22 protein-coding genes are annotated in these 21,685 nt (G+C 65.0%); 4 read left to right on the top strand and 18 right to left on the bottom strand.

What is annotated here, in order from left to right; genetic code table 11:
* Nucleotides 1-92: 92 nt before the first annotated feature.
* The 18 genes from cheZ to fliE all read right to left on the bottom strand — a co-directional run bounded on the left by cheZ (nt 93) and on the right by fliE (nt 16,448).
* Nucleotides 93-734 (bottom strand): protein phosphatase CheZ, encoded by a 642-nt coding sequence (gene cheZ, locus QTI24_RS26420; RefSeq protein WP_286604402.1) that lies wholly within the window; start codon nt 732-734, stop codon nt 93-95.
* A 10-nt stretch (nt 735-744) separates the two neighbouring features.
* Nucleotides 745-1,131 (bottom strand): chemotaxis response regulator CheY, encoded by a 387-nt coding sequence (gene cheY / locus QTI24_RS26415; RefSeq protein ID WP_286604489.1) that lies wholly within the window; start codon nt 1,129-1,131, stop codon nt 745-747.
* 29 nt (nt 1,132-1,160) lie between these two features.
* A complete protein-coding gene (locus tag QTI24_RS26410) occupies nt 1,161-2,246 on the bottom strand; it encodes a protein-glutamate methylesterase/protein-glutamine glutaminase (RefSeq protein ID WP_286604401.1) in 1,086 nt (361 codons plus the stop codon).
* Nucleotides 2,243-2,905: a chemoreceptor glutamine deamidase CheD gene (gene cheD, locus QTI24_RS26405; protein ID WP_286604399.1), complete on the bottom strand. Its 663-nt coding sequence runs from the start codon at nt 2,903-2,905 to the stop codon at nt 2,243-2,245. Before cheD ends, QTI24_RS26410 begins: the two co-directional genes overlap by 4 nt.
* The gene (locus QTI24_RS26400) at nt 2,902-3,735 is read right to left on the bottom strand and encodes a CheR family methyltransferase (protein WP_286604397.1); all 834 of its coding nucleotides are present in this window, start codon (nt 3,733-3,735) and stop codon (nt 2,902-2,904) included. Before QTI24_RS26400 ends, cheD begins: the two co-directional genes overlap by 4 nt.
* 96 nt (nt 3,736-3,831) lie before the next feature.
* A complete protein-coding gene (locus QTI24_RS26395) occupies nt 3,832-5,178 on the bottom strand; it encodes an EAL and HDOD domain-containing protein (protein WP_286604396.1) in 1,347 nt (448 codons plus the stop codon).
* 78 nt (nt 5,179-5,256) lie between these two features.
* On the bottom strand, nt 5,257-7,302 hold the full coding sequence (cheA, locus tag QTI24_RS26390) for a chemotaxis protein CheA (protein ID WP_286604395.1): 2,046 nt from the start codon (nt 7,300-7,302) through the stop codon (nt 5,257-5,259).
* Between the two features lie 18 nt (nt 7,303-7,320).
* Nucleotides 7,321-8,253, bottom strand: a complete 933-nt coding sequence (motB, locus tag QTI24_RS26385; RefSeq protein WP_286604394.1) for a flagellar motor protein MotB — start codon at nt 8,251-8,253, stop codon at nt 7,321-7,323.
* A gap of 16 nt (nt 8,254-8,269) precedes the next feature.
* On the bottom strand, nt 8,270-9,130 hold the full coding sequence (gene motA, locus QTI24_RS26380; protein WP_286604393.1) for a flagellar motor stator protein MotA: 861 nt from the start codon (nt 9,128-9,130) through the stop codon (nt 8,270-8,272).
* A 65-nt stretch (nt 9,131-9,195) separates the two neighbouring features.
* Entirely contained in the window at nt 9,196-9,804 is a 609-nt protein-coding gene (flhC, locus tag QTI24_RS26375; RefSeq protein ID WP_286604392.1) for a flagellar transcriptional regulator FlhC, read from the bottom strand.
* Nucleotides 9,801-10,151 (bottom strand): flagellar transcriptional regulator FlhD, encoded by a 351-nt coding sequence (flhD, locus tag QTI24_RS26370; protein WP_286604391.1) that lies wholly within the window; start codon nt 10,149-10,151, stop codon nt 9,801-9,803. Before flhD ends, flhC begins: the two co-directional genes overlap by 4 nt.
* A gap of 537 nt (nt 10,152-10,688) precedes the next feature.
* Nucleotides 10,689-10,964, bottom strand: a complete 276-nt coding sequence (locus QTI24_RS26365; RefSeq protein WP_503011320.1) for an EscU/YscU/HrcU family type III secretion system export apparatus switch protein — start codon at nt 10,962-10,964, stop codon at nt 10,689-10,691.
* A gap of 8 nt (nt 10,965-10,972) precedes the next feature.
* Nucleotides 10,973-12,178 carry a flagellar hook-length control protein FliK gene (gene fliK / locus QTI24_RS26360; protein WP_286604387.1) on the bottom strand — a complete coding sequence of 402 codons (1,206 nt, stop codon included), beginning with the start codon at nt 12,176-12,178 and terminating at the stop codon, nt 10,973-10,975.
* Nucleotides 12,179-12,194: 16 nt separating this feature from the next.
* Nucleotides 12,195-12,527: a flagellar protein FliT gene (locus tag QTI24_RS26355; RefSeq protein WP_286604386.1), complete on the bottom strand. Its 333-nt coding sequence runs from the start codon at nt 12,525-12,527 to the stop codon at nt 12,195-12,197.
* Nucleotides 12,528-12,564: 37 nt separating this feature from the next.
* Nucleotides 12,565-12,987 carry a flagellar export chaperone FliS gene (gene fliS, locus QTI24_RS26350; protein WP_286604383.1) on the bottom strand — a complete coding sequence of 141 codons (423 nt, stop codon included), beginning with the start codon at nt 12,985-12,987 and terminating at the stop codon, nt 12,565-12,567.
* Between the two features lie 23 nt (nt 12,988-13,010).
* Nucleotides 13,011-14,459, bottom strand: coding sequence for a flagellar filament capping protein FliD (fliD, locus tag QTI24_RS26345; protein ID WP_286604382.1), 1,449 nt, complete (start codon nt 14,457-14,459; stop codon nt 13,011-13,013).
* Nucleotides 14,460-14,653: 194 nt separating this feature from the next.
* The gene (locus QTI24_RS26340; RefSeq protein ID WP_286604381.1) at nt 14,654-15,886 is read right to left on the bottom strand and encodes a FliC/FljB family flagellin; all 1,233 of its coding nucleotides are present in this window, start codon (nt 15,884-15,886) and stop codon (nt 14,654-14,656) included.
* Nucleotides 15,887-16,130: 244 nt separating this feature from the next.
* On the bottom strand, nt 16,131-16,448 hold the full coding sequence (gene fliE, locus QTI24_RS26335) for a flagellar hook-basal body complex protein FliE (protein ID WP_286604380.1): 318 nt from the start codon (nt 16,446-16,448) through the stop codon (nt 16,131-16,133).
* Between the two features lie 287 nt (nt 16,449-16,735).
* Between fliE and fliF the strand changes: the two genes are divergently transcribed.
* Genes fliF through fliI form a run of 4 tightly spaced genes read left to right on the top strand, consistent with a single transcriptional unit; the run spans nt 16,736 to nt 21,685 of the window.
* Nucleotides 16,736-18,496, top strand: coding sequence for a flagellar basal-body MS-ring/collar protein FliF (fliF, locus tag QTI24_RS26330; protein ID WP_286604379.1), 1,761 nt, complete (start codon nt 16,736-16,738; stop codon nt 18,494-18,496).
* The gene (gene fliG, locus QTI24_RS26325; protein ID WP_286604378.1) at nt 18,486-19,484 is read left to right on the top strand and encodes a flagellar motor switch protein FliG; all 999 of its coding nucleotides are present in this window, start codon (nt 18,486-18,488) and stop codon (nt 19,482-19,484) included. Before fliF ends, fliG begins: the two co-directional genes overlap by 11 nt.
* Nucleotides 19,471-20,259: a flagellar assembly protein FliH gene (gene fliH, locus QTI24_RS26320; RefSeq protein ID WP_286604376.1), complete on the top strand. Its 789-nt coding sequence runs from the start codon at nt 19,471-19,473 to the stop codon at nt 20,257-20,259. The genes fliG and fliH overlap by 14 nt, the downstream gene beginning before the upstream one ends.
* A complete protein-coding gene (gene fliI, locus QTI24_RS26315; protein WP_503011318.1) occupies nt 20,237-21,685 on the top strand; it encodes a flagellar protein export ATPase FliI in 1,449 nt (482 codons plus the stop codon). The genes fliH and fliI overlap by 23 nt, the downstream gene beginning before the upstream one ends.

The raw sequence follows: 21,685 nt of genomic DNA, 5'->3' as shown, positions 1-21,685 counted from the left end.
TGACTGATTATTGGATTCGGAGAGCCGGAGCAATCGGCCGATCAAGAGCGAGATCGCCCTCCTTCTCACCCAATAGGAGCGACTCGGCCTTCCTAGAAACCCAGGCTGGCGAGCAGGTCGTCCACCTGCGATTGATCCGTCACGGCCTCGGGGTTGCCCGGAACGATCTGCGGTCCATTCATCAGGTTGCTGCTGTTGATTTCCTGCCGCCTCTCGGCCGGCGAGTTGTCGATCAGCACCTGCAGCAGTTGCGTCTCGACCTCGTTGACCACTTCCATCATCTTCTTGATGACCTGGCCGGTCAGGTCCTGGAAATCCTGCGCCATGAGGATCTCCATCAGCTGCGTGTTGATGGCACCGGCCTTCTCGGGCACGTCCTTCAGGTAGCCGCGCGTGTCCATCACCAGTTCGCGCGCATGGTCCAACTCGATCGGGTTCGCGAACCATTCATCCCAGCGCCGGCTCAGGCCCTTGGCATCGCTCGCGAGGCCTTCCTGCAGCGGCTGCGCCACATCGACGGCGTTGAGCGCGCGATGCGCCGCGCGCTCGGTGGTCTCGGCAACGTAGTTCAGCCGGTCGCGCGCACCCGGGATCGCCTGGGCGGCCTTCTCGACCTGCTTGTCCAGGCCCAGTTCGCGCATGCCTTCGCGCAACTGGCGCGTCAGCTGCCCGATGCGGCCCAGCAACTGCTCGGCGGTGTTCCCCTGTTCGGCCTCGGCGGGTTGTTGGCTCATCGCATGCCCCCTACTTGTTGAGTTTCTCGAAGATCTTCGTGATCTTCTCTTCGAGCGTGGCCGCAGTGAAGGGCTTGACCACATAGCCGTTCGCGCCCGCTTGTGCCGCCGCCACGATGTTCTCCTTCTTGGCCTCGGCCGTCACCATCAGTACCGGCAGCTTGCTCAACTCGGGGTCGGCGCGGATGGTCTGCAGCATCTTCAGGCCGTCCATGTTGGGCATGTTCCAGTCCGAGACCACGAAGCCGAAGTTGCCGCCGCGCAGCTTCTCGATGCCGGCCGCGCCGTCCTCGGCCTCGTCGACGTTCAGGAACTCGAGTTCCTTCAGAAGGTTGCGCACGATACGGCGCATGGTCGGGAAGTCGTCCACAACCAAAATCTTGATGCTCTTGTCGATCACGATATCTCTCACTCCAAACAGTTCGTTCAAACTCGATTCGTCCGCGCACCGAAAGTGCGCAGATGGGCCAGCACGCGCCGGCTCATCTCTCCCAGCGGCGCCACCTCGTCGGCAGCGCCCAATGCAATCGCTTCCTTCGGCATGCCGAAGACCACGCAGCTCGCCTCGTCCTGCGCGAGCGTAAAGGCGCCGGCTTTCTTCATCCGCAGCAAGCCTTCGGCGCCATCCTTGCCCATGCCCGTGAGGATCATTCCGATGGCGTTCTTGCCGGCATGCCTGGCGGCCGAATCGAACAGCACGTCGATCGACGGACGATGCCGGTTGACCGGTGGCTCCTGGTCCAGGTGCGCGACATAGTTGGCCCCGCTGCGGGCGAGCGACAGATGGAATGCGCCGGGCGCGATGTACGCATAGCCCGGCAGCACGCGCTCGCCGTGCTCAGCTTCCTTTACCGTGATGCGGCAGAGGCCGTCGAGCCGCTGCGCGAATGACTTCGTGAAGCCTGCGGGCATGTGCTGCGCGATGAGGACCGCCGGGCAGTCCGGCGGCAAGGGGTGCAGAACCTCGCGGATGGCTTCGGTGCCGCCCGTGGACGCGCCGATGATGATGAGCTTCTCGGTGCTGAGCAGCGGGCTGCGCAGCAGCGCTTCCGGCGGCGCGTTCGCCGATGACTTTGCTGCGGCATTGCTGCGCGAGGGCAGCAGCCGGGCACCGAACGCCGTGCGGATCTTGCCGGCGATCAGCTCCGTGTAGTTGAGCAGGCCGTCGCGCACGCCCAGCCGGGGCTTCGTCACGAAGTCGATCGCGCCCAGCTCCAGCGCGCGCAATGCGATCTCGGAGCCGCGTTCGGTCAGCGAGGACACCATCACCACGGGCATGGGCCGCAGGCGCATGAGCTTCTCGAGGAACTCGAGGCCGTCCATGCGCGGCATCTCGACGTCGAGCGTCAGCACGTCGGGATTCGTGACCTTGATGAGGTCGCGCGCCACCAGCGGGTCGGCGGCGGTGCCGACCACCGTCATATCGGGCTGGCTGTTGATGATTTCGGTCATCACGCTGCGTATCAGCGCCGAATCGTCGACGCACAGCACCTTGATCTTGTTCGCGCTCACCGGCTTCCTTTGGTTCTGGCCGCGGGCATGGCGTCGCCGGCGGCGCTGCAGCCCGCCTGGGGCCCGGGGGTCGAGCGCCGGGTGGTGAGCTTGCGCAGCAGCTCGCCCTCCTCGCGCTGAATCACTTGCACATCGGCCTGGCCGCTCAGCTTGCGCACCACGGCCTTGCCGCTCGCCGGAATGAAGCACACGCGGCGCGCATGCTGGCCGCGCAAGTCCTGCGCCGCGACGCTGATGCGCTCGGCGCTCAGGTAGCGCAGGACGAAGTCGGCATTGCGGTCGCCGATGTTGAGCGTGGTCATGTTGGCCAGCACCGCGGCGCCGCCGAAGACCTTGGCCTGCAGCCGCTCGCGGCGCGCGCCAGAGCGGATCATTTCGCTGATGAGAACGTCCATTGCGTAGGCGCCGTAGCGCATCGACTCGGTCTGATCGCGCGGGGCGGCCTCGCCATCCTCGGGCAGCATGAAATGGTTCATGCCCGCGACGCCGTTGTCGATGTCGACGATGCAGGCGGCGACGCACGAGCCCAGCACCGTGGTCAGCACCGTGTCGGTCGTCGTGACGTAGTACTCCGACGGCAGCAGCTTGACCGCCATGCTGCCCACGTCGCGGTCGAAGTAGTGATGCTTCGCGACCGATCCCGGCACCGCGGCGTTCATGCCAACCCCTTGCCCGGGCTTCGCGACAGCTCGTACACCGTATGACCCAACGGCTTGAAGGTCTGGTTCACGAGCGACGCGTTCTCGGAGTGGCCGGCGAACAGCAGCCCGTTGGTCTTGAGCAGCGGCGCGAAGCGGTCCAGCACCTTCTTCTGCGTCGGCTTGTCGAAATAGATCATCACGTTGCGGCAGAAGATCGCGTCCACCGGCTCCTTGACCGACCACGAAGGGTCCAGCAGGTTGAGCCGCGAGAACTTCACCATGGCCGCGACCTCGGGCCGGATGCGCACCTTGCCGGCGTTCGAGCCCGTACCCTTGTTGAAGAAGCGGCGCAGCCGATCGGCGGATAGGCGGCCAACTTGCTCCGCGGTGAAAACGCCTGCCGAGGCTTTCGCTAGCACCGCCGTGTCGATGTCGGTCGCGATGATCCTGGCGGAACCGGCGCGATCGCCGAGCGCCTCGATCAGCGTCATGGCGATCGAATAGGGCTCCTCGCCCGTCGATGCGGCTGCGCACCAGACGGTGACCGGTTGCTGCGCCTTGCGCACGTGCTCGGCCAGCACCGGAAAGTGGTGGGCCTCGCGGAAGAACGAGGTCAGGTTGGTCGTCAGCGAGTTGATGAACGACTGCCACTCGTCGCCGTCATGGCGCGACTCCAGCAGTTCGAGATAGGTCGAGAATTCCGGCAGCCGCAGTTCGCGCAGACGTCGCGAGAGCCGGCTGTACACCATCTGCCGCTTCTGCTCGCCCAGCGCGATGCCGGCACGGCGGTGAATGAGCGTCCGGATTCTCGAGAAATCGCTGTCGGTGAAGAGGAATTCGGTATTCACGGCCAAGATCGAAGCATGGCTTTCAATGTACATAGGGAGACTCTTTGCCAATGCTTCGATCAACGGGACTAAAGGCTCGCATATCGCGCAGCGTGCTCAGTCGCCGATCTCGACCGCGCTGACTTCATGCGACCAGACCATGGCCGAGAGATGCGCCGCGTTCACTTGTTCGGCGCTGACGAACAGCGCCTCCGCGAAACGCCCCGCCTGGTCGGTGCCCGTCTCGCAGGCTTCCACCAGCGCAAGGAAGGGTGCGTAGACACCCTCGCGATGCAGGATCGCCTGCTGCACGGACTCGGCGAGCTGCACCTTGGCAAACACTTCCTGCATGGAGATGCCGAGCAGTTGGTCGACGAGCGAGAACATGCCCACCACGAAGAGGTTGTCGGCCTCGCTGGAGGGCAGCATGCCGTGGCCCATCAGCTCGACGAAGCGGCCGCGCATGATGGCCTTCTTCATCATGAACGGGGAGCTGGTCTTGTTGCTCGTGGCCAGCAGCAGCGACAACCAGCGGTACAGCGGCGAATAGCCCAGCATGGCCACCGCATGACGCAGCGAAGTGATCTCGACGCCAGCGCCGATCGCCGGCGAGTTGATGTGCCGAAGCAGGCGATAGGTCAGCGCAGCGTCGCGCTTGAGTGCCGATTCGATGGAGCGCACGTCCTCGTTGCGCTGGATCATCTGCATGAGCCGCACGATCAGCATGGACTCGGGTTGCAGCATGGCGGCGCCCTTCTCCACCGGCGGTGGCGGGTGGTCGCCGTCGACGAACACATCCACGTGGCGCGCGGCGCAGGCGTCGAAGTTGTCCCAGCCGTTCATGCGGGTCGCGATCAGCTGCACGCGCGGCTGTTCTGGCAGCCGATCATTGCGCACGCTGGCCACGAGGTCGCTGTCGCCGCTGCCCACGTCGAAGTGCGTGATGACCTCCAGCAGGGCCGGGTCGTGCGGCAGCGCCTCTGCATTGCACAGCATGAAGCCGAAGCCTTGCTCGCGAAGGAACAGCAGCATCGAACGCGTGTCCGCGTCCATCAGGTCGTCCAGGCCCATGCACAGCACGACGCTCTCCGGCGGCAGCGCCTGAAGCTCGCTCTGGAACAGCGTGTCGACCGTGACGTCGAGGAACAGCACGAGCCGCCCGAGCCGGGATCCCTTGCCGGAATTGAGATGCCTGGATACGCAGGAGAGCAGCGCCCTGGACTGCGCCGAAGCATCCGGCGCCTCAGGGCCGCCGCCCGCTGCACGCCAGGCCAACCTGTAGCCCCTGACACGCTTCTGCGCGTCCAGTTGCAAGGCGTAGGTCACGAAGCCGTTCGCGCCGCGGGGCTCCGGAGGCTGGTATGCCGGCACCCGCGTCTCGATCATGGGCTCGGTACGTTCGCCGCGCTCTGCCGCCACGGGTTCGCTGGTCGTTCCCTGGCGCCTGAAAAAGTCAAACCGCATTGCAAATGTCTCCGTCTGAATTGGTAACCATCACCCCGTCGCTGCAGGATGTACGGGGCATTGCCTGGTGAGAGCGTTTCAGGCCGCGATCGGGTCCCTGCGCGATGCGCCGGCCAGGGCCGCGCTGCTCGCGGCCTGCGCGCGCTGGATGCGGGGCATGGCGCCGACGTCGATGATGAAAGCTACGCTGCCATCGCCGAGGATCGTGGCCGCCGAGATGCCGGGCACCTTGCGGTAGTTGGTCTCCAGGTTCTTCACGACGACCTGGTGCTGGCCGAGCAGTTCGTCGACCAACAGCGCGAAGCGCGTGTCGTCGGCCTGGACGATCACGAGGATGCCCTGCGTGGGATTGACCTGCGCGCCCGACACGTCGAAGACGCGGTGCAGCTCGATCAGCGGCAGGTATTCGCCGCGCACCTTGATGACATGGCCGTCGCTGGTGATCGAATGCAGATGCTCCGGCAGCGGCTGCAGCGACTCGATCACGTAGCTCAGCGGCAGGATGTAGGCCTCGCTGCCGACCTTGACGGACATGCCGTTGAGGATCGCCAGCGTCAACGGCAGCACGATGCGGGTCGTGGTGCCATGGCCGCCGCGCGACTGGATCTCCACGTGGCCGCCCATCTCCTGGATGTTGCGCTTGACCACGTCCATGCCGACGCCGCGCCCGGAGATGTCGGTGACCTGCTCCGCGGTCGAGAAGCCCGGCGCGAAGATGAGCTGCCACACCTCGTCGTCCGGCATCGACTCGCTCACGTTGAGGCCCTGCTGCATGGCCTTGGCGAGGATCTTCTCGCGGTTCAGGCCCGCGCCGTCGTCGCTCACCTCGATCACGATGTTGCCGCCGTGGTGCTGCGCGGACAACAGCAGCTGGCCGGTCGCTTCCTTGCCCTTCGCGAGGCGGATCTCCGGCGTCTCGATGCCATGGTCGAGGCTGTTGCGCACCAGGTGGGTCAGCGGGTCGACGATGCGCTCTATCAATCCCTTGTCTAGTTCGGTTTCCTTGCCGAAGGTGTCGAGACGCACCTGCTTTCCCAACTTGGCGCTGACGTCGCGGATCACGCGCGGGAAGCGGCTGAACACATAGTCCATCGGCATCATGCGGATCGACATGACCGATTCCTGCAGGTCGCGTGCGTTGCGCTCCAGATGGCCCAGGCCGCTGAGGAAACGCTCGTAGGCCACCGGGTCGAGCATGGTCGCCGCCTGAGTGAGCATGGATTGGGTGATGACCAGTTCGCCTACCAGGTTGATGAGCTGGTCGACCTTCTCGACGTCCACGCGGATCGAGCTCGATTCCTTCGCACCCGGCGCTGCGGCGGCGGGGGATGCGGCCGAGACTTGCGGCTTGCCGGCCGCCTCGACGGGAGCGCCCACCGCAGGTGCCGGTACCGGCGCGGCCGGCGCGGCGGCAGCTTCGGCGGGCGCCGCTTCTGCGGATTCGCGCGTGATGTCGATCTGCGACTCGTCGATGACGAAGCAGCACACCGCGATGATGGCGTCCGGTTCGCAGGTCGTTTCGAGCACCACGGTCAACAGATCGTTGCTGCGCGTGCGCGAGAGGATCTTGCCGAGGTTGCCGAGTTCGTCGGCGAGCAGGTTGCACTCGCTGTCCGACAGGCGCGAGAAGCGAATCCGCAACGCACCCTGCCCGCTTGCTGCTGCAGCCACTGGCGCAGGCGCCGCCACCATCACGGGGGCTGGCGCTGGCGCCGATGCGGGTACGGACGCACCGTCGCCGTTCTCGAGCGCGAGTTGTTGAAGCACCGCACAGATGTGCGCGACTCGTTCAGGCTCGGGTTCTTTGCCAGCCTGATAGGCAGTGAGTTGTTCTTGCAAGGCGTCCTTCGTTTCCAGAAAGGCATCGATCATCGGACCGCTCAGGCTCAACTGGCCATGACGCGCCCGATCCAAAAGGGTCTCCAGCAGGTGGGTCGTTTCCGTCAATGCGGTGAAGCCGAAAGTGGCCGCCCCGCCCTTGATCGAATGGGCCGCGCGAAAGATGGCGTTGAGCTGCTCGCTGTCCGGCGACTCGACATCGAGTTCGAGGAGCAGTTGCTCCATCTGCGCCAGAAGCTCGATGGCTTCGACGAAGAATGCTTGGGAAAACTGACTGAGGTCCATCTTCTTGTGGTCTCGCTGTTACTGCGTCGGCGCCGATGATTTGAATGAGATCAACTTCACGTTGCTGCCGCTTGCGGATGCGGGGAGCGACGCGCCGACCCGGGTGCTGGGCGCGGCAGCCGCGCCGCTGTTCTCTCTCTCGATGCGCTCCTGAGTCTGGCGGTTGAGCAGGATGATGCTGATGCGGCGATTGATCGGGTTGCGTGGATCGGCGTTGTCCAGGTGCATGCTGTCGGCCAGGCCGACGACGCGCAGCACCTTGGCCTCGGTCATGCCGCCCATCACCAGTTCGCGGCGCGAAGCGTTCGCACGGTCGGCGGAGAGTTCCCAGTTGCCGTACGCCTTGTCGCCATTGGTGTAGACGTGTGCGTCGGTGTGGCCCGACAGGGTGATCCGGTTCGGCAGATCGTTGAGCGTGGGCGCGAGTTCGCGCAGGATGGCGCGCATGTGCGGAACGACCTTCGCGCTGGCGAGGTCGAACATCGGACGCTTGTCGCTGTCGACGATCTGGAGGCGCAGGCCTTCGGTGGTGATGTCGATCAGGATCTGCGAGCGGAACTGCTTGAAGACCGGGCTGTTCTCGATGAGTTCGTCCAGGCGCTTCTTCATGTCGGCGAGGCGCGCGGCATCCGCCATTTCTTCGCGCTCCGCCTCGGACAGCTTCTCTTCGCCTTCGACCTGCATGGGGTCGGGCCCGCCACCGGGGATCACGCTCGAACTCAGGCTGCTCTTTTCGCCGCCGTGCAGCGCAACCTTCAACGGCATCCGGAAATGCTCGGCGATGCCTTCACGCTGCTTGGGCGTCGAGATGGACAGGAGCCACATCACGAGGAAGAACGCCATCATGGCCGTCATGAAGTCGGCATAGGCGATCTTCCAGCCGCCACCGTGGTGCCCGCTGCCATCCCCGGCGACGCGCTTGACGATGACGCGATGCTTCTCAGCGCTCATGCTTCGTCCCCCGCGCTCAGCGCGCCTTGACTTCCCGAACGTGGTCATCCAGTTCGGTGAAGCTGGGACGCTCGGTCGAGAAGAGCACCTTTCGGCCGAACTCCACGGCCAGTTGGGGCGCATAGCCGTTGAGGCTTGCGAGCAACGTGACCTTGGCGCACTGATAGACCTTCATGCCCTCTTCCACCTTCTGCTCGATGACGGTCGACAACGGCGTCACGAAACCATAGGCCAGCAGCACGCCCAGGAAAGTGCCCACCATCGCGTGCGCGATCAGTGCGCCCATTTCCGAGGGTGGCAGATTGGCCGAGCCCAGCGCGTGGACCACGCCCATCACCGCCGCCACGATGCCCAGCGCGGGCAGTGCATCGGCCACGCGTGCGAGGCTGTGCGACGGGATCTCGGCCTCGTGGCGGATGGTCTCGATCTCGTGGTCCATCAGCGCCTCGATCTCGAAGGCGTCGGTGTTGCCGCTGACGACCAGGCGCAGGTAGTCGCAGAGAAACTCCATCACGCCGGCGTCGGCCATGATGGTTGGATAGCGGCTGAATATTTCGCTTTCGGCCGGGTTCTCGACGTCGGACTCCAGCCTCATCATTCCCTCCTTGCGCGCCTTGGCCAGGAGTTCGTACAGAAGCGCCAGCAGGTCCATGTAGAGCTGCCGGTTGTGCTTGGACGAGCGCAGCAGGAGCGGCAGTTCCTTGATCGTCGCCTTGATCGTCTTGCCGTTGTTCCCCGCGATGAAGGCGCCCAGCGCGGAGCCTCCGATCATCAGCAACTCCACCGGCTGGAACAGGACGCCGAAATGACCACCCATGAGGCCATAGCCCCCGAACACGGCACCCACCACCACAAGATATCCAACCAGCACTAGCACGCGCGTCCCCCTTTGCCCTCAGGCGTCACATCAAGAAATTAGCGAATCGAGACAATCTGCCGTGGTCAATGAATTCCGCTCGCGCCCAACGCTGAATGCGCGGACAAGCCCGGATCCCGGGCGACCCGCGGGGCCTTGACCGCTTCGTCGCTCGCCTTCGGGGCGCGCGCCTTGCCCGCGCGGGAGGGCGGCCGGCACAGCACGCACACATAACCGTGCTGATGGTCGTGCGCGTGAGCGACAAAATGGCCTCCGCAACGGCTGCAGGTACTCAGTTGCAGCATGTCGCTGTCGAAAAACCGGACCATCGTGTAGGCGCGTGTGAAATCGAGCACGATTTCGCCGCCGTGGGCCGAGATCTGTTCGGAATAGAGGCGGTAGGCCTTGATCAGCGCCTGCAATTCGGGCTCATTGGCCTCGCGCAGCATGAACCGGTACATGTTGTAGAACATCGACGAATGGATGTTGGCCAGCCACGTCATGTACCAGTCGGTCGAAAACGGCAACAGTCCCTTGGGTGGTGAAACGCCTTTCAATTCCTTGTAAAGGCGGATCAGCCGCTCCCGGCTCAATCCGACTTCGGCTTCCAGGAATTGCAACCGGGCGCCGAGCTCGATCAATTCGACCGCGAGTTGAACCTGCCGGACCTCCCCGAGCACACTTTTGACAGTCATGCCACGGCTTCCGCATCACGGGTCTGGCGTGCCGCCATCAGGATCGACATGTGCGCCTGCTGCAGCGCGGTGTCCTTGCCTTCGCCGAACACCGCGAACATCGGGTGGTCTTCGAGGCGAAAGCTGCACAGCAAGAAGTTGGACGTCGCCAGCTTGACGATCTGCGTCAGGGACATGTTGGCGAGCAGATCGGCGAGCTCGCGGCCCACGCCGAGGCGATACATCGCGGCGGCGCGGTCCTGCTTCGCCAGCTTCTGCGCGAGCAGCATGTAGGCCAGGTTGATGTCACCGATCTCCTTCGAGACGTCACCACCACCGCCCGCATCGCCATTGTTTTCGATTTCCACTCTGAACCCCAATCTAAAAATGTGCAGTTCACGCACAAATGAAACACTGAAAAATGCGATTCACATTTTTCACAAACCCGGATTTATCGATCAGCGGAGAAATTAATTCGGTGTTTAATTAGAAATCGTTCCATCCGGAAATACAGATTCAATAACAATTCCACCGATCACAGGGCAATTTATTGCTTGAACTCCAATTCATCCGGACATCGTGAGGTCCACATGATGGTGCGCGGCAATCGGGCCCGGTACTCCATTCAATCAGGGTTGAAGTCTATACACAATTTTTAACAACTTGTTCAGACTCACACGGCGACGTTCCGAAAAGTGAGACTTATCTGACATCTCCTGGAAAACAGTCTAAAAAGCAACCAAATTAGTTACAGGGGAAAAAGGCGACACCGTTTAATTGTGATGATTTAAAAAGTACTAATCCAGCGACTGAATCAGAAAGCATTCATCGCGTGGAAAAACTAAATGAATATTCATTGACAATGAAACGAAATAGTTCATTCCATTGCCGCGGCGTGAAATTTTTCATGGACGCGCTTCCAAGTGGGCGCGGCTTTCGAGCCCGTGGATCCAGGCCATGACCTCGGCCACGGCGCGGTAAAGCTGCGGCGGGATCTGCTGGTCGAGGTTGACCTGCATGAGCAACTTGACGAGGTCGGCGGACGCATGGACGTAGAGCCCGTTCTCCCTCGCCTCGCGCATGATCGACTCGGCCACGACGCCGTAGCCCTTGGCCACGACCACCGGCGCCCGGTCCTTGTCCGCATGCGAAAGCGCCACAGCGCTTTGCCGCTCGTCCATGGGCGTGCTCACGATCCCCGCTCCGCCAAGGCCTTCGGCGCCACCTGCAAGTCCTGCATCCGGAAGCCGGCGGCCTCCAGCCGATTGATCAGTGCGTCGCCATCGGCGCGCAATGCCGTCACCGTTCCAGGCTCGCTGGCGGCCAGCCTGGCGTGCAGGCCGGGGCCCGCGAGGCTGAGGCGCAGATCCACGTCGCCCAGCCGGGGCAGGCTCATCGAGACGGTGGTTGACCAGCGCCTCGGGTTGTCGTCGCCGGACGCTTCGTCCGACGGGCCGGCGGCTTCCTTCTCGACCGTCCAGTTCATCGCAACGCCGGGCCAGGCCTCGCCGCTCCAGCGAAAGACCGCCGTCGCCAGCAGGTCGAGTTGCTGGTGCACGATCGCCACCGCATGCGGATGTATCACTTCGGCAGGTTGCGCGGGTGTCGCTGAACTCGAAGCGACCGCGGCGGCGCCGTGCCGGACTGCGATCGCTTCATCTACTTTCTGCGTTGACGGGTGCAGGGCAGCCGGCGTCGGCGCCTCGCCCCACCGGTAGGCGGCCTGCACACGAGCGGCATCGGGCGGCAGATCCGGATCAGTGGCAGGGGGTGCGGCGGCTCGCGACGACAACGGGTCATTCCGGTTCGGGCCAGCCTGCGCGGCCGTCACCGGCAACACGGTCTTCGTTGCGGTCGGCTGCGCGGCTTCAGCCGATGCGGCAGCCAGGGCCATCGCCTGCCGTGCAGGCGGCGTCGCCCAGCGCGCCTGAGGCTCCTGCGCCAGTTGCGCCAGCGTGCGCGTGCCACTCGCGAACTCGGCCAGGTGCGACTCATAGAAGAGTCCGCTGTCGGACACCGTCTGCGCCAGCGCGCCCGCCAGCACCGCAGCCGACGCGGGCTGGGGCGACGGCCACGCAGGCGCAACGCCCCGCACCGGGCCCGCATCGCCATGAAGATCCGACAGCACCGCGCTGATGACGCGTGCCGCCACCGACAACTCGGCCTCGGCGGATGGACGCGCGCCCGAGGCAAGCGGAGCGTCCGAAGGTCCGACGGGAATCAGCCGGTCGAGTGCGGCATGGGAGAGCAGGCGAACATCGTTCTCGACCTTCTGCACCTGCAACACCGGTCCGGGCGCATCGACTTCGGTCTCGCCCTTGATGGCGAGCACGTCCAGCCGCGGCGAAACCTTCGCGGCCAGCAGGTTGTCGATCAATCCGGACAGTCCGATCACGGCGAACTCGTGCGCTTTAGTGCGGGGGCCCGTAGGCGCGGTCGAGGCTGCGCTGCTGGCTCAGAAGCGACATGCGCGCAATCAATTGCTCGATCTGCGGCTTGACCAGTCCGCACACCTCGTCCTGGTCGGCGCGGATGCGCTCGATCAGGCGACGTGTCTCCTCGAACTGCGCCGGGTCCAGCGCTTCGAGCGGCTGAATCACTTTCAGACGCTCGACCAATGCCGAGCATTGGGCTTCCAGTTCAGGAAGCCGCGCCCAGTCCTTTGCGCGCGCCAGTTCGGCCATGAGCGCGACGCGCGCGGCCAACTGGTCGTAGCAGTGAACGACTTCGCTCGTGGTTGCCATGTTGTCTCTTCTGGTTGTCGTGTTCATCACGCGTGTCTCAGGCGCGCGGTGCGCTGGCGTCGATCTCGCGCCAGGCTGAAGCGATGTTGTCGAGAAGGCCATCGGCTTCGTCCAGCGCCTGCGCGTCGTTGCGCAGGTTGGCGAACAGAAGCCTTTGGATGATGTAGTCGTAGAGGGCGGTCAGGTTGCTCACCAGCTCTTCGCCGGCAGGCCCGGCCGCCTTCGCATCGAGGGCGGCCTTCAGGCCGCTGTCGACGATGCCGATGGTCTTGGAGATCGCATTGCCCTTGGCCACGATCTCCCCGGCCGCCATGTGATGGCGCGCCATGCCGATCGAGGTCCTGGCACCATCGAACAACATGCAGATGAGTTGGTGCGGCGAAGCGCTCATCGCGCTCGTTTCCACGCCCACGCGCGCATAGGCGCCGGCGCCGGTTCTGAAGGTGTGAGGTGTGTACATCGATGGCTCCGGGTGGTGATGAATCAGTCGCTGCTGCTCATCGCATCGAACTGCTGCGTCAGGTACTTCATGGTGTTGTTCATGCTGCTCACCAGCAGGTCGAGCTGCGTGAACTGGGCGCGATAGCGATCGACCGTGGCCGTCACGTGGTCCTGCATCTTGGTGTACTGCTCATCGAGCTGCTTCAGCGTGGCGTTCACGCCGTCGGTCGCGGCCTGCAGCGCGCCATGCGTGGAGGTGAGGTCATCTACCAGTGCGCTCAGTTGCTTGCCATAGCCCGCTGTGCTGCCTTCACCGCTCGCGAACAGCTTCGAAACACCGTCCAGCTTGTTGTTCAGTGCGGCGGAAAGCTTGTCCGAGTCCATCGACAAGGTTCCGTCCTTCTGGAGCGAGACGCCGATTTCCGACAGAACCTTCATATCGTCCGGGCCACCGGATTGCGGCGTGTTGAGGGCTTGGCGAATGCGAGTCTGCAAATTGCGCAAGGTCGCATCGCCGAGCAGCGCGGCACCCTGCTTCTTGTCCGCGTCGTAGGCGGTGAGCGACTTCGCCGTGTTCTGCAGGCTGTTGTAGGCCTTCACGAAATCGCCGATGGCCGACAGCACGGAGGCCGTGTCCTTCTGCATGGACAGCTTGCTCGTCCCGATCTTGAGAAGGTTCAAGGTGGTGCCTTGAATGGCTTCCTTGACGACGTTGGACGTGCTGCTGATGTCGATGCCGTTGACCGTCAGCTTGGCGTTCTGCGCCGCGACGCTCTGCCGCAGGTTCTGCGTGGCGGTGGGATCGTTTCCAAGCAGGCTCTGGAGGGCCGCGTCGCCCGTCACGGAGATGCTCATGCTCGACGTCTCGCCGGTCTGCGTGGAGGTCAGCACGAGGCGGTTGGGCGTCGCGCTGCCGTCGTTGACGATGCTCGCGCTCACGCCGGCCTTGGACGAGTTGATCGCGTCGCGGATGCCTTCGAGCGTGTTGTTGGACGCATCGATCGTGATCGGCAAGGCCGTGCGCGTGGCGTCCGCCGTGAAGCCGGCGCCGGGGTTGTAGGTGCCCGTTGCGGGATCCAGCGTCCCGCCAGTGATGGTGCCGAATTCGATCTTCACGGTGCCCGTTCCGATCGCCGTCTTGGCGCTGGCCTGGCCCGCGGAGACCAGCGACTGCGACTGCGCAAGCCGGGTCACGTCGATGGCGTAGTCGCCTGCGACCGCCGTGCCGGTCGCGACCACCGACAGGACGTCCGTCGCGCTGACGTTTCCCTTCACTCCCTGGAAGAGCGCCGGGTTGGACAACTTGGTCGCCGCCGCCTGCAGCGACGTGAGCGAGTTCTTGAGCGTGCCGTAGGCGGAGAGCTTGGTCGTGAAGCTCACCTGCTGGCTCTGCAGGTTCACGAGTGGCTGGCTTTCAGCCGTCTGCAGTTGGGTCAGCAGGGTGCTGAGGTCAAGATTGGAGCCAACGCCTAGGCTGCTGATCGATGCCATTTGTTCTTTCCTGGAAAACGGGTCATGGAGGTGCGGTGGATCGACAGGTTCCGACTCCTGGTTGTGTTCGCTGTCCTCTGCGGCCTGGATGCCTGGCCGCAGAGGACAGCGCAGGCGCCCACGGGCTTTCACCCGATGGCCTGCGCGGGCTCGAGACCCTCCGCCGCGGGAGTGGCCTCGGACCCGTTCCTGGTTTAACGCAGGAGGGAGAGCACGCCTTGCGTGGTCTGGTTGGCTTGGGCCAGCACCGAGGTACCAGCCTGTTGCAGGATCTGCGCGCGGGTCATGTTCGACACTTCCGTTGCGTAGTCGGCGTCTTCGATGCGCGAACGCGACGACGACAGGTTGGTGATGGACGTGCCGAGGTTGGTGATCACCGAGTCGAAACGGTTTTGCACCGCACCGAGCGAGCTGCGCAGGTCGTCGACCTTCTTCAGGGCGGCGTCGATGGCAGCCAGGGGGCTGGAGGTCGTGCCGGTCTGCAGGCTGGCGGCGGTGATCTTCGACGTGTCGACCGTGAAGTCAGCGGACGTGCCCGAGCTGGTGTCGGCCGATTGCGGGTCGAGGGCGACGTAGCGGTAAATCGTGCCGCCGCTGACGGCGTCCTTGAAGCCCTGGTTTTGCAGCGCGGATTCGGCAGCTGCATCAGCCACGCTGATCTCGACCTGGGCGTACATGCCACCCTTGCCGTCCACGACCACGTTGCCCGAAAGAACCACCTCGCCAGCAGCCAGGCCCAGCTTGGTGGACAGGTCGTCGGTGACAGCCTCAGTCACGGAGTCGCCGGCGATGCCGGTCGTGGCGCCGTAGGCCTTCTGGTAGTCAGCGGTCGTTGCGATTGCAGCGGAAGAGTCGGTCGAGCCGTCGAACGTGAAGGCAGCGGTTGCAGTCGGACCGGCGACATTGAAGCCGTCCATGCCGAGGGTCTTCGAGCTGATTTCCTTCAGGGCAATGTCGATGGTCTCGCCGTCGTTCGCGCCGACTTGCACGGTCAGGGTCTTGGCGGCCGAGGACAGAACCTTCACGCCGTTGAAGTCGGTTTGGGCCGACGTACGGTCGATTTCGGAGAGACGCTGCTTGATTTCGTCCTGGATCGACGTCAGGTCGGAGGCCGAGTTGGAGCCGTTCGCGGCTTGCACCGACAGTTCGCGAATGCGTTGCAGGTTGTTGTTGACTTCGCTCAACGCGCCTTCCGTCGTCTGGGCGAGCGAGATGCCGTCGTTGGCATTGCGCTGGGCTTGCGTCAGGCCCTTGATGTTGGCCGTGAAGCGGTTGGCAATGGCCTGACCAGCGGCGTCGTCCTTGGCGCTGTTGATGCGCAGGCCGGAAGACAGCCGTTGAATCGCGGTGTTCAGCGACGATTGCGACTTGTTGAGGTTGTTCTGCGTGAGCAGCGAGAGACTGTTGGTGTTGATGACTTGCGCCATGCTCGACTCCTGGTTGACAAAGGTTGTGGACTTCCGGCCTCTGGCCGTAACGCTGGACCCGGACTCTCCGTGAGACTCAAGCCATCGTTGGACTAGTTATCGGCAACGCTTTTCAAACCTTTAGGGCGGGGAACAAAAAACCCGGAACACCACGGAACCGGCTTTGCCGGGCCGAAGGTGTTGCCCCCGGTCGGGGATAGGCGAAGCGACACGAAGTGCGCGAAGCCTGGGGGCGAGTCCCATGTCAGGCCGGCAGGTTCATGACCTCTTGATATGCAGACACCAGGCGATTGCGGACTTGCAACCCGGTCTGGAAAGCCACATTGGCCTTCTGCAAATCCACCATCACGTCGTTGAGCGCGATCCCCGGCTTGCCGAGTTCGAAGTCTTCGGCCTGCGCATAGGACCTGGTCTGCGCGGTGCTGACGTTGTCCAGCGAACGCTTGAGCTCGGCCGCGAAGCCGCCCGTCTCGGCGGCAGCGGCCTGCGTGGGAGCGAATCCGGTCTGGAGCGCGGTAACCCGCATCTGCTGCAGGACGGACTCGATGGCGGCAATCGACATGAGGGACTCTCTTCTCTTGTGAACTTAGGGGTTGCTAAGGAAGCGCGCAGGCGCTCCGTCGTCCTTTCAGCGTACCAAGGGAAGACCCCGATTCAAGCCGTCAACAGACGGCAAAACCCCCCGCTGTTCGGCCCATCGAATCCGGGGTGGCTGCTGACAATCAACCGCGAAACGACAAGTCCGCTGACGACTTCAACGGCCTCTGGCATGACCCCTGATCAACGAATTCCCTCCTTCCACATGACAACGGGCCGCTCCCGCGCACCGGCCATGGCGAGGGCTTGCGCATGAGTTCTGCCGCTGCGCCCGCGAGCGCCGCGCCGACGGCGCCTTCGCTCTCCCCGCTCCTCGAACGCCTGCGTGCGCAGCCGAAGCTGCCGCTGATCATCGGAGCCGCCACGCTCGTGGCGGCCGCGGCGGCCTTCACGCTTTGGAACCGCGGCCCGGACTACAAGGTGCTCTACACCAACGTGTCGGACCGCGACGGCGGCGCGATCATCGCGTCGCTCCAGCAGATGAACGTGCCCTACAAGTTCGCCGATGGCGGCGGCGCGATCCTTGTCGCCGGCGACAAGGTGCCCGAAGTGCGCCTCAAGCTCGCAGCTCAGGGCCTGCCCAAGGCGGGCGGGGTGGGCTTCGAGCTGATGGACAACCAGAAGTTCGGCACCAGCCAGTTCGCCGAACAGGTCAACTACCAGCGCGCTCTTGAAGGCGAGCTCGCGCGCTCGATCGAATCCATCGGCACGGTCGAATCGGCACGGGTCCACCTGGCCCTGCCGAAGCCGTCGCTGTTCGTGCGTGAACAGAAGAAGCCTTCCGCCTCGGTGGTGCTGACGCTGGCGCGGGGCCGCAGCATCGACGAAGGCGCGGTCAGCGCGATCGTCCACATGATCTCCAGCAGCGTGCCGGAGCTCGACCCCAAAAGCGTGACGGTGGTCGACCAGCGCGGCAACCTGCTCTCGGCAGCCAACAGCGGCGCGCGCGGGCTGGACGTGAGCCAGCTCAAATATGTCCAGGAGATCGAGCAGGGCTACATCCGCCGCATCGAGACCATCCTGCAGCCCATCGTGGGCGCGAACAATGTGCGGGCCCAGGTGGCGGCGGACATCGACTTCTCGGTGATCGAGCGCACCGACGAAAAGTACAGCCCCAACCAGGGGCCCGGCCAGGCCGCAGTCCGCAGCCTGCAGTCGAGCGAATCGAACCAGCACGGCGGCATGCCGCCGGGCGGCGTTCCGGGTGCGCTGACGAACCAGCCGCCGGTCAATCCGACCGCGCCGATCACCGCGCCCAAGCCCCCCGCCCCGCCGGCGTCGGGCACCCCGGGCGCGGCCGCCAATGCCCCCGCCAATGCCGCCACGAACGCCAATACAACCGGCACCTCCTCCAGCACCTCGGCCCCGACCGGCCCCGGCAGCTCGCGCAAGGACGTGACAACCAACTACGAACTCGACCGGTCGATCCGTCACGTGCAGCAAGGCGCGGGTGCGATCAAGCGCCTGTCGGTTGCCGTGGTCGTGAACTACAAGGATGCCGCCGACGGCTCCGGCAAGACCACCACGCGCGCCCTGACGCCGGTCGAGATCGACCAGATCCGGAATCTGTCCAAGGAAGCCATGGGCTTCAGCCAGGACCGGGGCGATTCGCTCAACGTCGTCAACAGCGCCTTCGCCGAAGACCGCGAAGCGCCGGCAGCCGAAGTTCCGTTCTGGCGCGACCGCGAGAACATCGAGCTCGGCAAGACGATCGGCCAGTACCTGCTGCTCGCCTTCCTCGCGCTCTTCGCCTGGTTCGCGGTGCTGCGGCCCCTGCTTCGCAAGCACCTCGCACCGCCACCCGCGCCCGTCGCGGAGACCCCGCCGCAGGAAGCCGCCGCCAGCGAACCCGCGCTGGACGAGGAGCCCCGGCTTTCGCCGGAAGAAGCCCTGCGCCAGCGCGAAGCACTCCGCCACAAGGCCGACATGGAATACGCCCATCAGCTCGCAGCCCAGGATCCCAAGCTGGTCGCCATGCTGATTCAACACTGGATGAACGCCAATGATCAGTGAACTCGGAACCCGCAAGAGCGCCATCTTGTTGATGGCACTGGGCGAGGACCGTGCAGCGGCCGCGCTGCACCTCCTGCCGACCGCCGAAGTGCAGACGCTCGGCCTCGCGATGGCGAAGCTGAGCTCGGTCTCCAAGGATGAACTCGCCACGGTGCTGGCCGAGTTCCGCGAGGAGACCGAACAGCTCTCCGCGCTGCACCTGGGCTCCAGCAGCTACATCCGTGCGGTGCTGAGGAAGGCGCTCGGCGACGACCGCGCCAGCAATCTGCTCGAGGACATCCTGCAGGCCGACGAGCCGCACAGCGGCATCGAGCGCCTCAACCAGCTCGAAGCCGGCGAAGTGGCGGAACTCATCCGCGACGAGCATCCGCAGATCCTCGCCACGGTGCTCATCCACCTGGACCGCATGAAGGCATCGGAAGTGCTCGAGAAGCTGCCGGCGCGCCTGCGTCACGACGTGATCATGCGCGTGGCCACCTTCGGCGGCGTGCAGCCATCGGCCCTGAACGAGCTGACCGACGTGCTCACCGAGATGCTCTCGGGCCAGGGCCTGAAGCGCAGCCGCCTGGGCGGTGTGCGGACGGCGGCGGAGATCGTCAACCTGATGAGCAGCTCGCAGGAAGAGGAAGCGATCGCCCATGTCCGGTCGGTCGACGAGGCCCTGGCGCAGCGCATCGTCGACGAGATGTTCGTGTTCGAGAACCTCCTGAGCCTGGAGGACCGCAGCATCCAGCGCCTGCTCAAGGACATCGAGTCGGACTCGCTCATCATCGCGCTCAAGGGCTCGCCGCAGGAGCTGCGCGACAAGTTCCTCAACAACATGTCGCAACGCGCCGCCGAAACGCTGCGCGAGGACATGGAGCTCAGCGGTCCGGTGCGCGTGTCGCAGGTCGAGGCCGAACAGAAGGCCATCCTGCAGGTCGCACGCCGACTGGCCGAGGCCGGCGAAATCGTGATTGCAGCGCCGGGCACCGATGACTTTGTCTAAGCATCCCCCCTCCCCCGGCGGCACGCTCTCGCGCCTGGCTTCGGCCTATGCGGCCGCCGCGACGCCGGCCGTGTCCGCGCGGCCGGCAAAGCCGGTGCTGTCCGCGTGGCAGCGCTGGGAAATGGACACGCTGAACGAGCCCGAAGCGCCGGCACACCACCGCCAGGCGACGCCGGTCGAGGTGCCGCCGTCTACCGCCCTCGTCCATGCCGCGGAGCTCGCACGCCTGCGTCGCGAAGCGCGCACCGCCGGCGACGTCGAGGGGCGCTGCGAAGGCCATGCCAAGGGTCACGCCGAAGGATTTGCGGAAGGCCGCGCCGAAGGGCTGGCCGCAGGCCTTGCAGCCGCCAGCGCGCATGCCGAACAGCTCAAGGCGCTGTCCGCCAGCCTGCCCGACGCCCTGCGCCGCGCGGAAAGCGAGTTGGCCGACGCCATCCTGACGCTGTCGCTCGACGTTGCGCGCCAGGTCGTTCACCGCACCTTGCGCGCCGAGCCCGAGTGGATCCTTCCGTTGGTGCAGGGGCTGCTACATACCGAGCCCGCGCTGCAAGGCGAACCTCGCCTGCTGCTGCATCCGGACGACGTGGCGCTGGTCAAGAACAGCCTCGGCAACGAGTTGCAGATCGCCGGATGGCAGGTGCGCGCCGACGACACGATCACCCGTGGCGGATGCCGCGTGCAGTCCGCAAATGGCGAGATGGATGCCAGTCTGGAGACACGCTGGAAGAGCGTGGGCGCAGCACTGCACCGCGATGCCGACGCCCAAGGGATCTGAACCGATGCCAGTCGATACCGAGCCCGCCGCGGCCAACCCCCACCTGCAGTCGTGGCTGCGCACCCTGGAGCAGGCGCGCAGTGACGTGAGCCGCAGCGTCATGACCACGCAATCAGGCCGCCTCACGCGTGCCGTCGGCCTCGTGCTCGAAGCGGTGGGGCTGCAGATGCCGGTCGGCAGCGACTGCCTGATCGAGCTGCCTGCGGGCCACCCGCAACGCCATGCCGAGGCCGAGGTGGTCGGCTTCGCCGGTGATCGTCTGTTCCTGATGCCGCAAAGCGAAGTCGCTGGCCTGCTGCCCGGCGCGCGCGTCATTCCGCGGCCGGGCACCACGGGTTCGAGCCTGACCGGCGATGGCCATACCAAGCGGCTGCCGGTGGGCGAAGGGATGCTCGGCCGCGTGGTCGACGCCGCCGGACGGCCGCTCGACGGGCTCGGCCCGCTCGACATCAGCCGCAAGGTGCCGCTGTCGGCGCCGCCGATGAATCCGCTGTCGCGTGCGCCGATCGATTCGGTGCTCGACGTGGGCGTTCGCGCCATCAACGCGATGCTCACGGTGGGGCGCGGCCAGCGCATGGGTCTTTTCGCAGGCTCCGGCGTGGGCAAGAGCGTGCTGCTGGGAATGATGGCGCGCTACACCAGCGCCGAGGTGATCGTGGTCGGCCTGATCGGCGAGCGCGGTCGCGAAGTGAAGGACTTCATCGAGAACACGCTGGGCGAGGAAGGCCTGGCCCGCTCGGTCGTCGTCGCCGCGCCGGCGGACAACTCGCCGCTGCTGCGCTTGCAGGGTGCGGCCTATGCGACCTGCCTGGCCGAATACTTCCGCGACCAGGGCAAGAACGTCCTGCTCATCATGGATTCGCTGACGCGCTATGCCATGGCCCAGCGCGAGATCGCGCTGGCCGTGGGCGAGCCGCCGGCCACCAAGGGCTATCCGCCGTCGGTATTCGCGAAGCTACCCGCGCTCGTGGAGCGGGCCGGCAACGGCGCGCGCGATGCACAGGGCCGGGGCGGCTCCATCACGGCCTTCTACACGGTGCTCTCCGAAGGCGACGACCAGCAGGACCCGATCGCCGATTCGGCGCGCGCCATCCTGGACGGCCACGTCGTGCTCTCGCGAACCCTGGCGGAAGCGGGGCACTACCCGGCGATCGACATCGAGGCATCCATCAGCCGCGCGATGACCGCGCTGATCACGCCCGCGCAGTTCGACACCGTGCGCAAGTTCAAGCAGATGCTGTCGCGCTACCAGCGCAACCGCGACCTGATCAGTGTCGGCGCCTACGCGCCCGGCCACGACCTGCAGCTGGACCAGGCGATCGCGATGTATCCGCGGATCGAGGCCTTCCTGCAGCAGTCGATGGAAGAGCGCACCGACTACGCCGCATCGATCTCCCGCATGAGCAAGCTCTTCGAACCTCACTGA

Source organism: Variovorax sp. J22P240 (genome assembly GCF_030316855.1).
Taxonomy (GTDB): Bacteria; Pseudomonadota; Gammaproteobacteria; order Burkholderiales; family Burkholderiaceae_C; genus Variovorax.
The sequence above is the reverse complement of the archived record's forward strand: the minus strand, read 5'-3'. Positions and strand labels throughout refer to the sequence as shown.

Bases quoted from the DNA above. Each gene is read 5' to 3' on its own strand.
- cheZ (WP_286604402.1), bottom strand. From the start codon at position 734: ATGAGCCAACAACCCGCCGAGGCCGAACAGGGGAACACCGCCGAGCAG.
- cheD (WP_286604399.1), bottom strand. From the start codon at position 2,905: ATGAACGCCGCGGTGCCGGGATCGGTCGCGAAGCATCACTACTTCGAC.
- QTI24_RS26395 (WP_286604396.1), bottom strand. From the start codon at position 5,178: ATGCGGTTTGACTTTTTCAGGCGCCAGGGAACGACCAGCGAACCCGTG.
- cheA (WP_286604395.1), bottom strand. From the start codon at position 7,302: ATGGACCTCAGTCAGTTTTCCCAAGCATTCTTCGTCGAAGCCATCGAG.
- motB (WP_286604394.1), bottom strand. From the start codon at position 8,253: ATGAGCGCTGAGAAGCATCGCGTCATCGTCAAGCGCGTCGCCGGGGAT.
- flhC (WP_286604392.1), bottom strand. From the start codon at position 9,804: ATGACTGTCAAAAGTGTGCTCGGGGAGGTCCGGCAGGTTCAACTCGCG.
- QTI24_RS26365 (WP_503011320.1), bottom strand. From the start codon at position 10,964: ATGGACGAGCGGCAAAGCGCTGTGGCGCTTTCGCATGCGGACAAGGAC.
- QTI24_RS26355 (WP_286604386.1), bottom strand. From the start codon at position 12,527: ATGGCAACCACGAGCGAAGTCGTTCACTGCTACGACCAGTTGGCCGCG.
- fliS (WP_286604383.1), bottom strand. From the start codon at position 12,987: ATGTACACACCTCACACCTTCAGAACCGGCGCCGGCGCCTATGCGCGC.
- fliD (WP_286604382.1), bottom strand. From the start codon at position 14,459: ATGGCATCGATCAGCAGCCTAGGCGTTGGCTCCAATCTTGACCTCAGC.
- QTI24_RS26340 (WP_286604381.1), bottom strand. From the start codon at position 15,886: ATGGCGCAAGTCATCAACACCAACAGTCTCTCGCTGCTCACGCAGAAC.
- fliE (WP_286604380.1), bottom strand. From the start codon at position 16,448: ATGTCGATTGCCGCCATCGAGTCCGTCCTGCAGCAGATGCGGGTTACC.
- fliF (WP_286604379.1), top strand. From the start codon at position 16,736: ATGAGTTCTGCCGCTGCGCCCGCGAGCGCCGCGCCGACGGCGCCTTCG.
- fliG (WP_286604378.1), top strand. From the start codon at position 18,486: ATGATCAGTGAACTCGGAACCCGCAAGAGCGCCATCTTGTTGATGGCA.
- fliH (WP_286604376.1), top strand. From the start codon at position 19,471: ATGACTTTGTCTAAGCATCCCCCCTCCCCCGGCGGCACGCTCTCGCGC.
- fliI (WP_503011318.1), top strand. From the start codon at position 20,237: ATGCCGACGCCCAAGGGATCTGAACCGATGCCAGTCGATACCGAGCCC.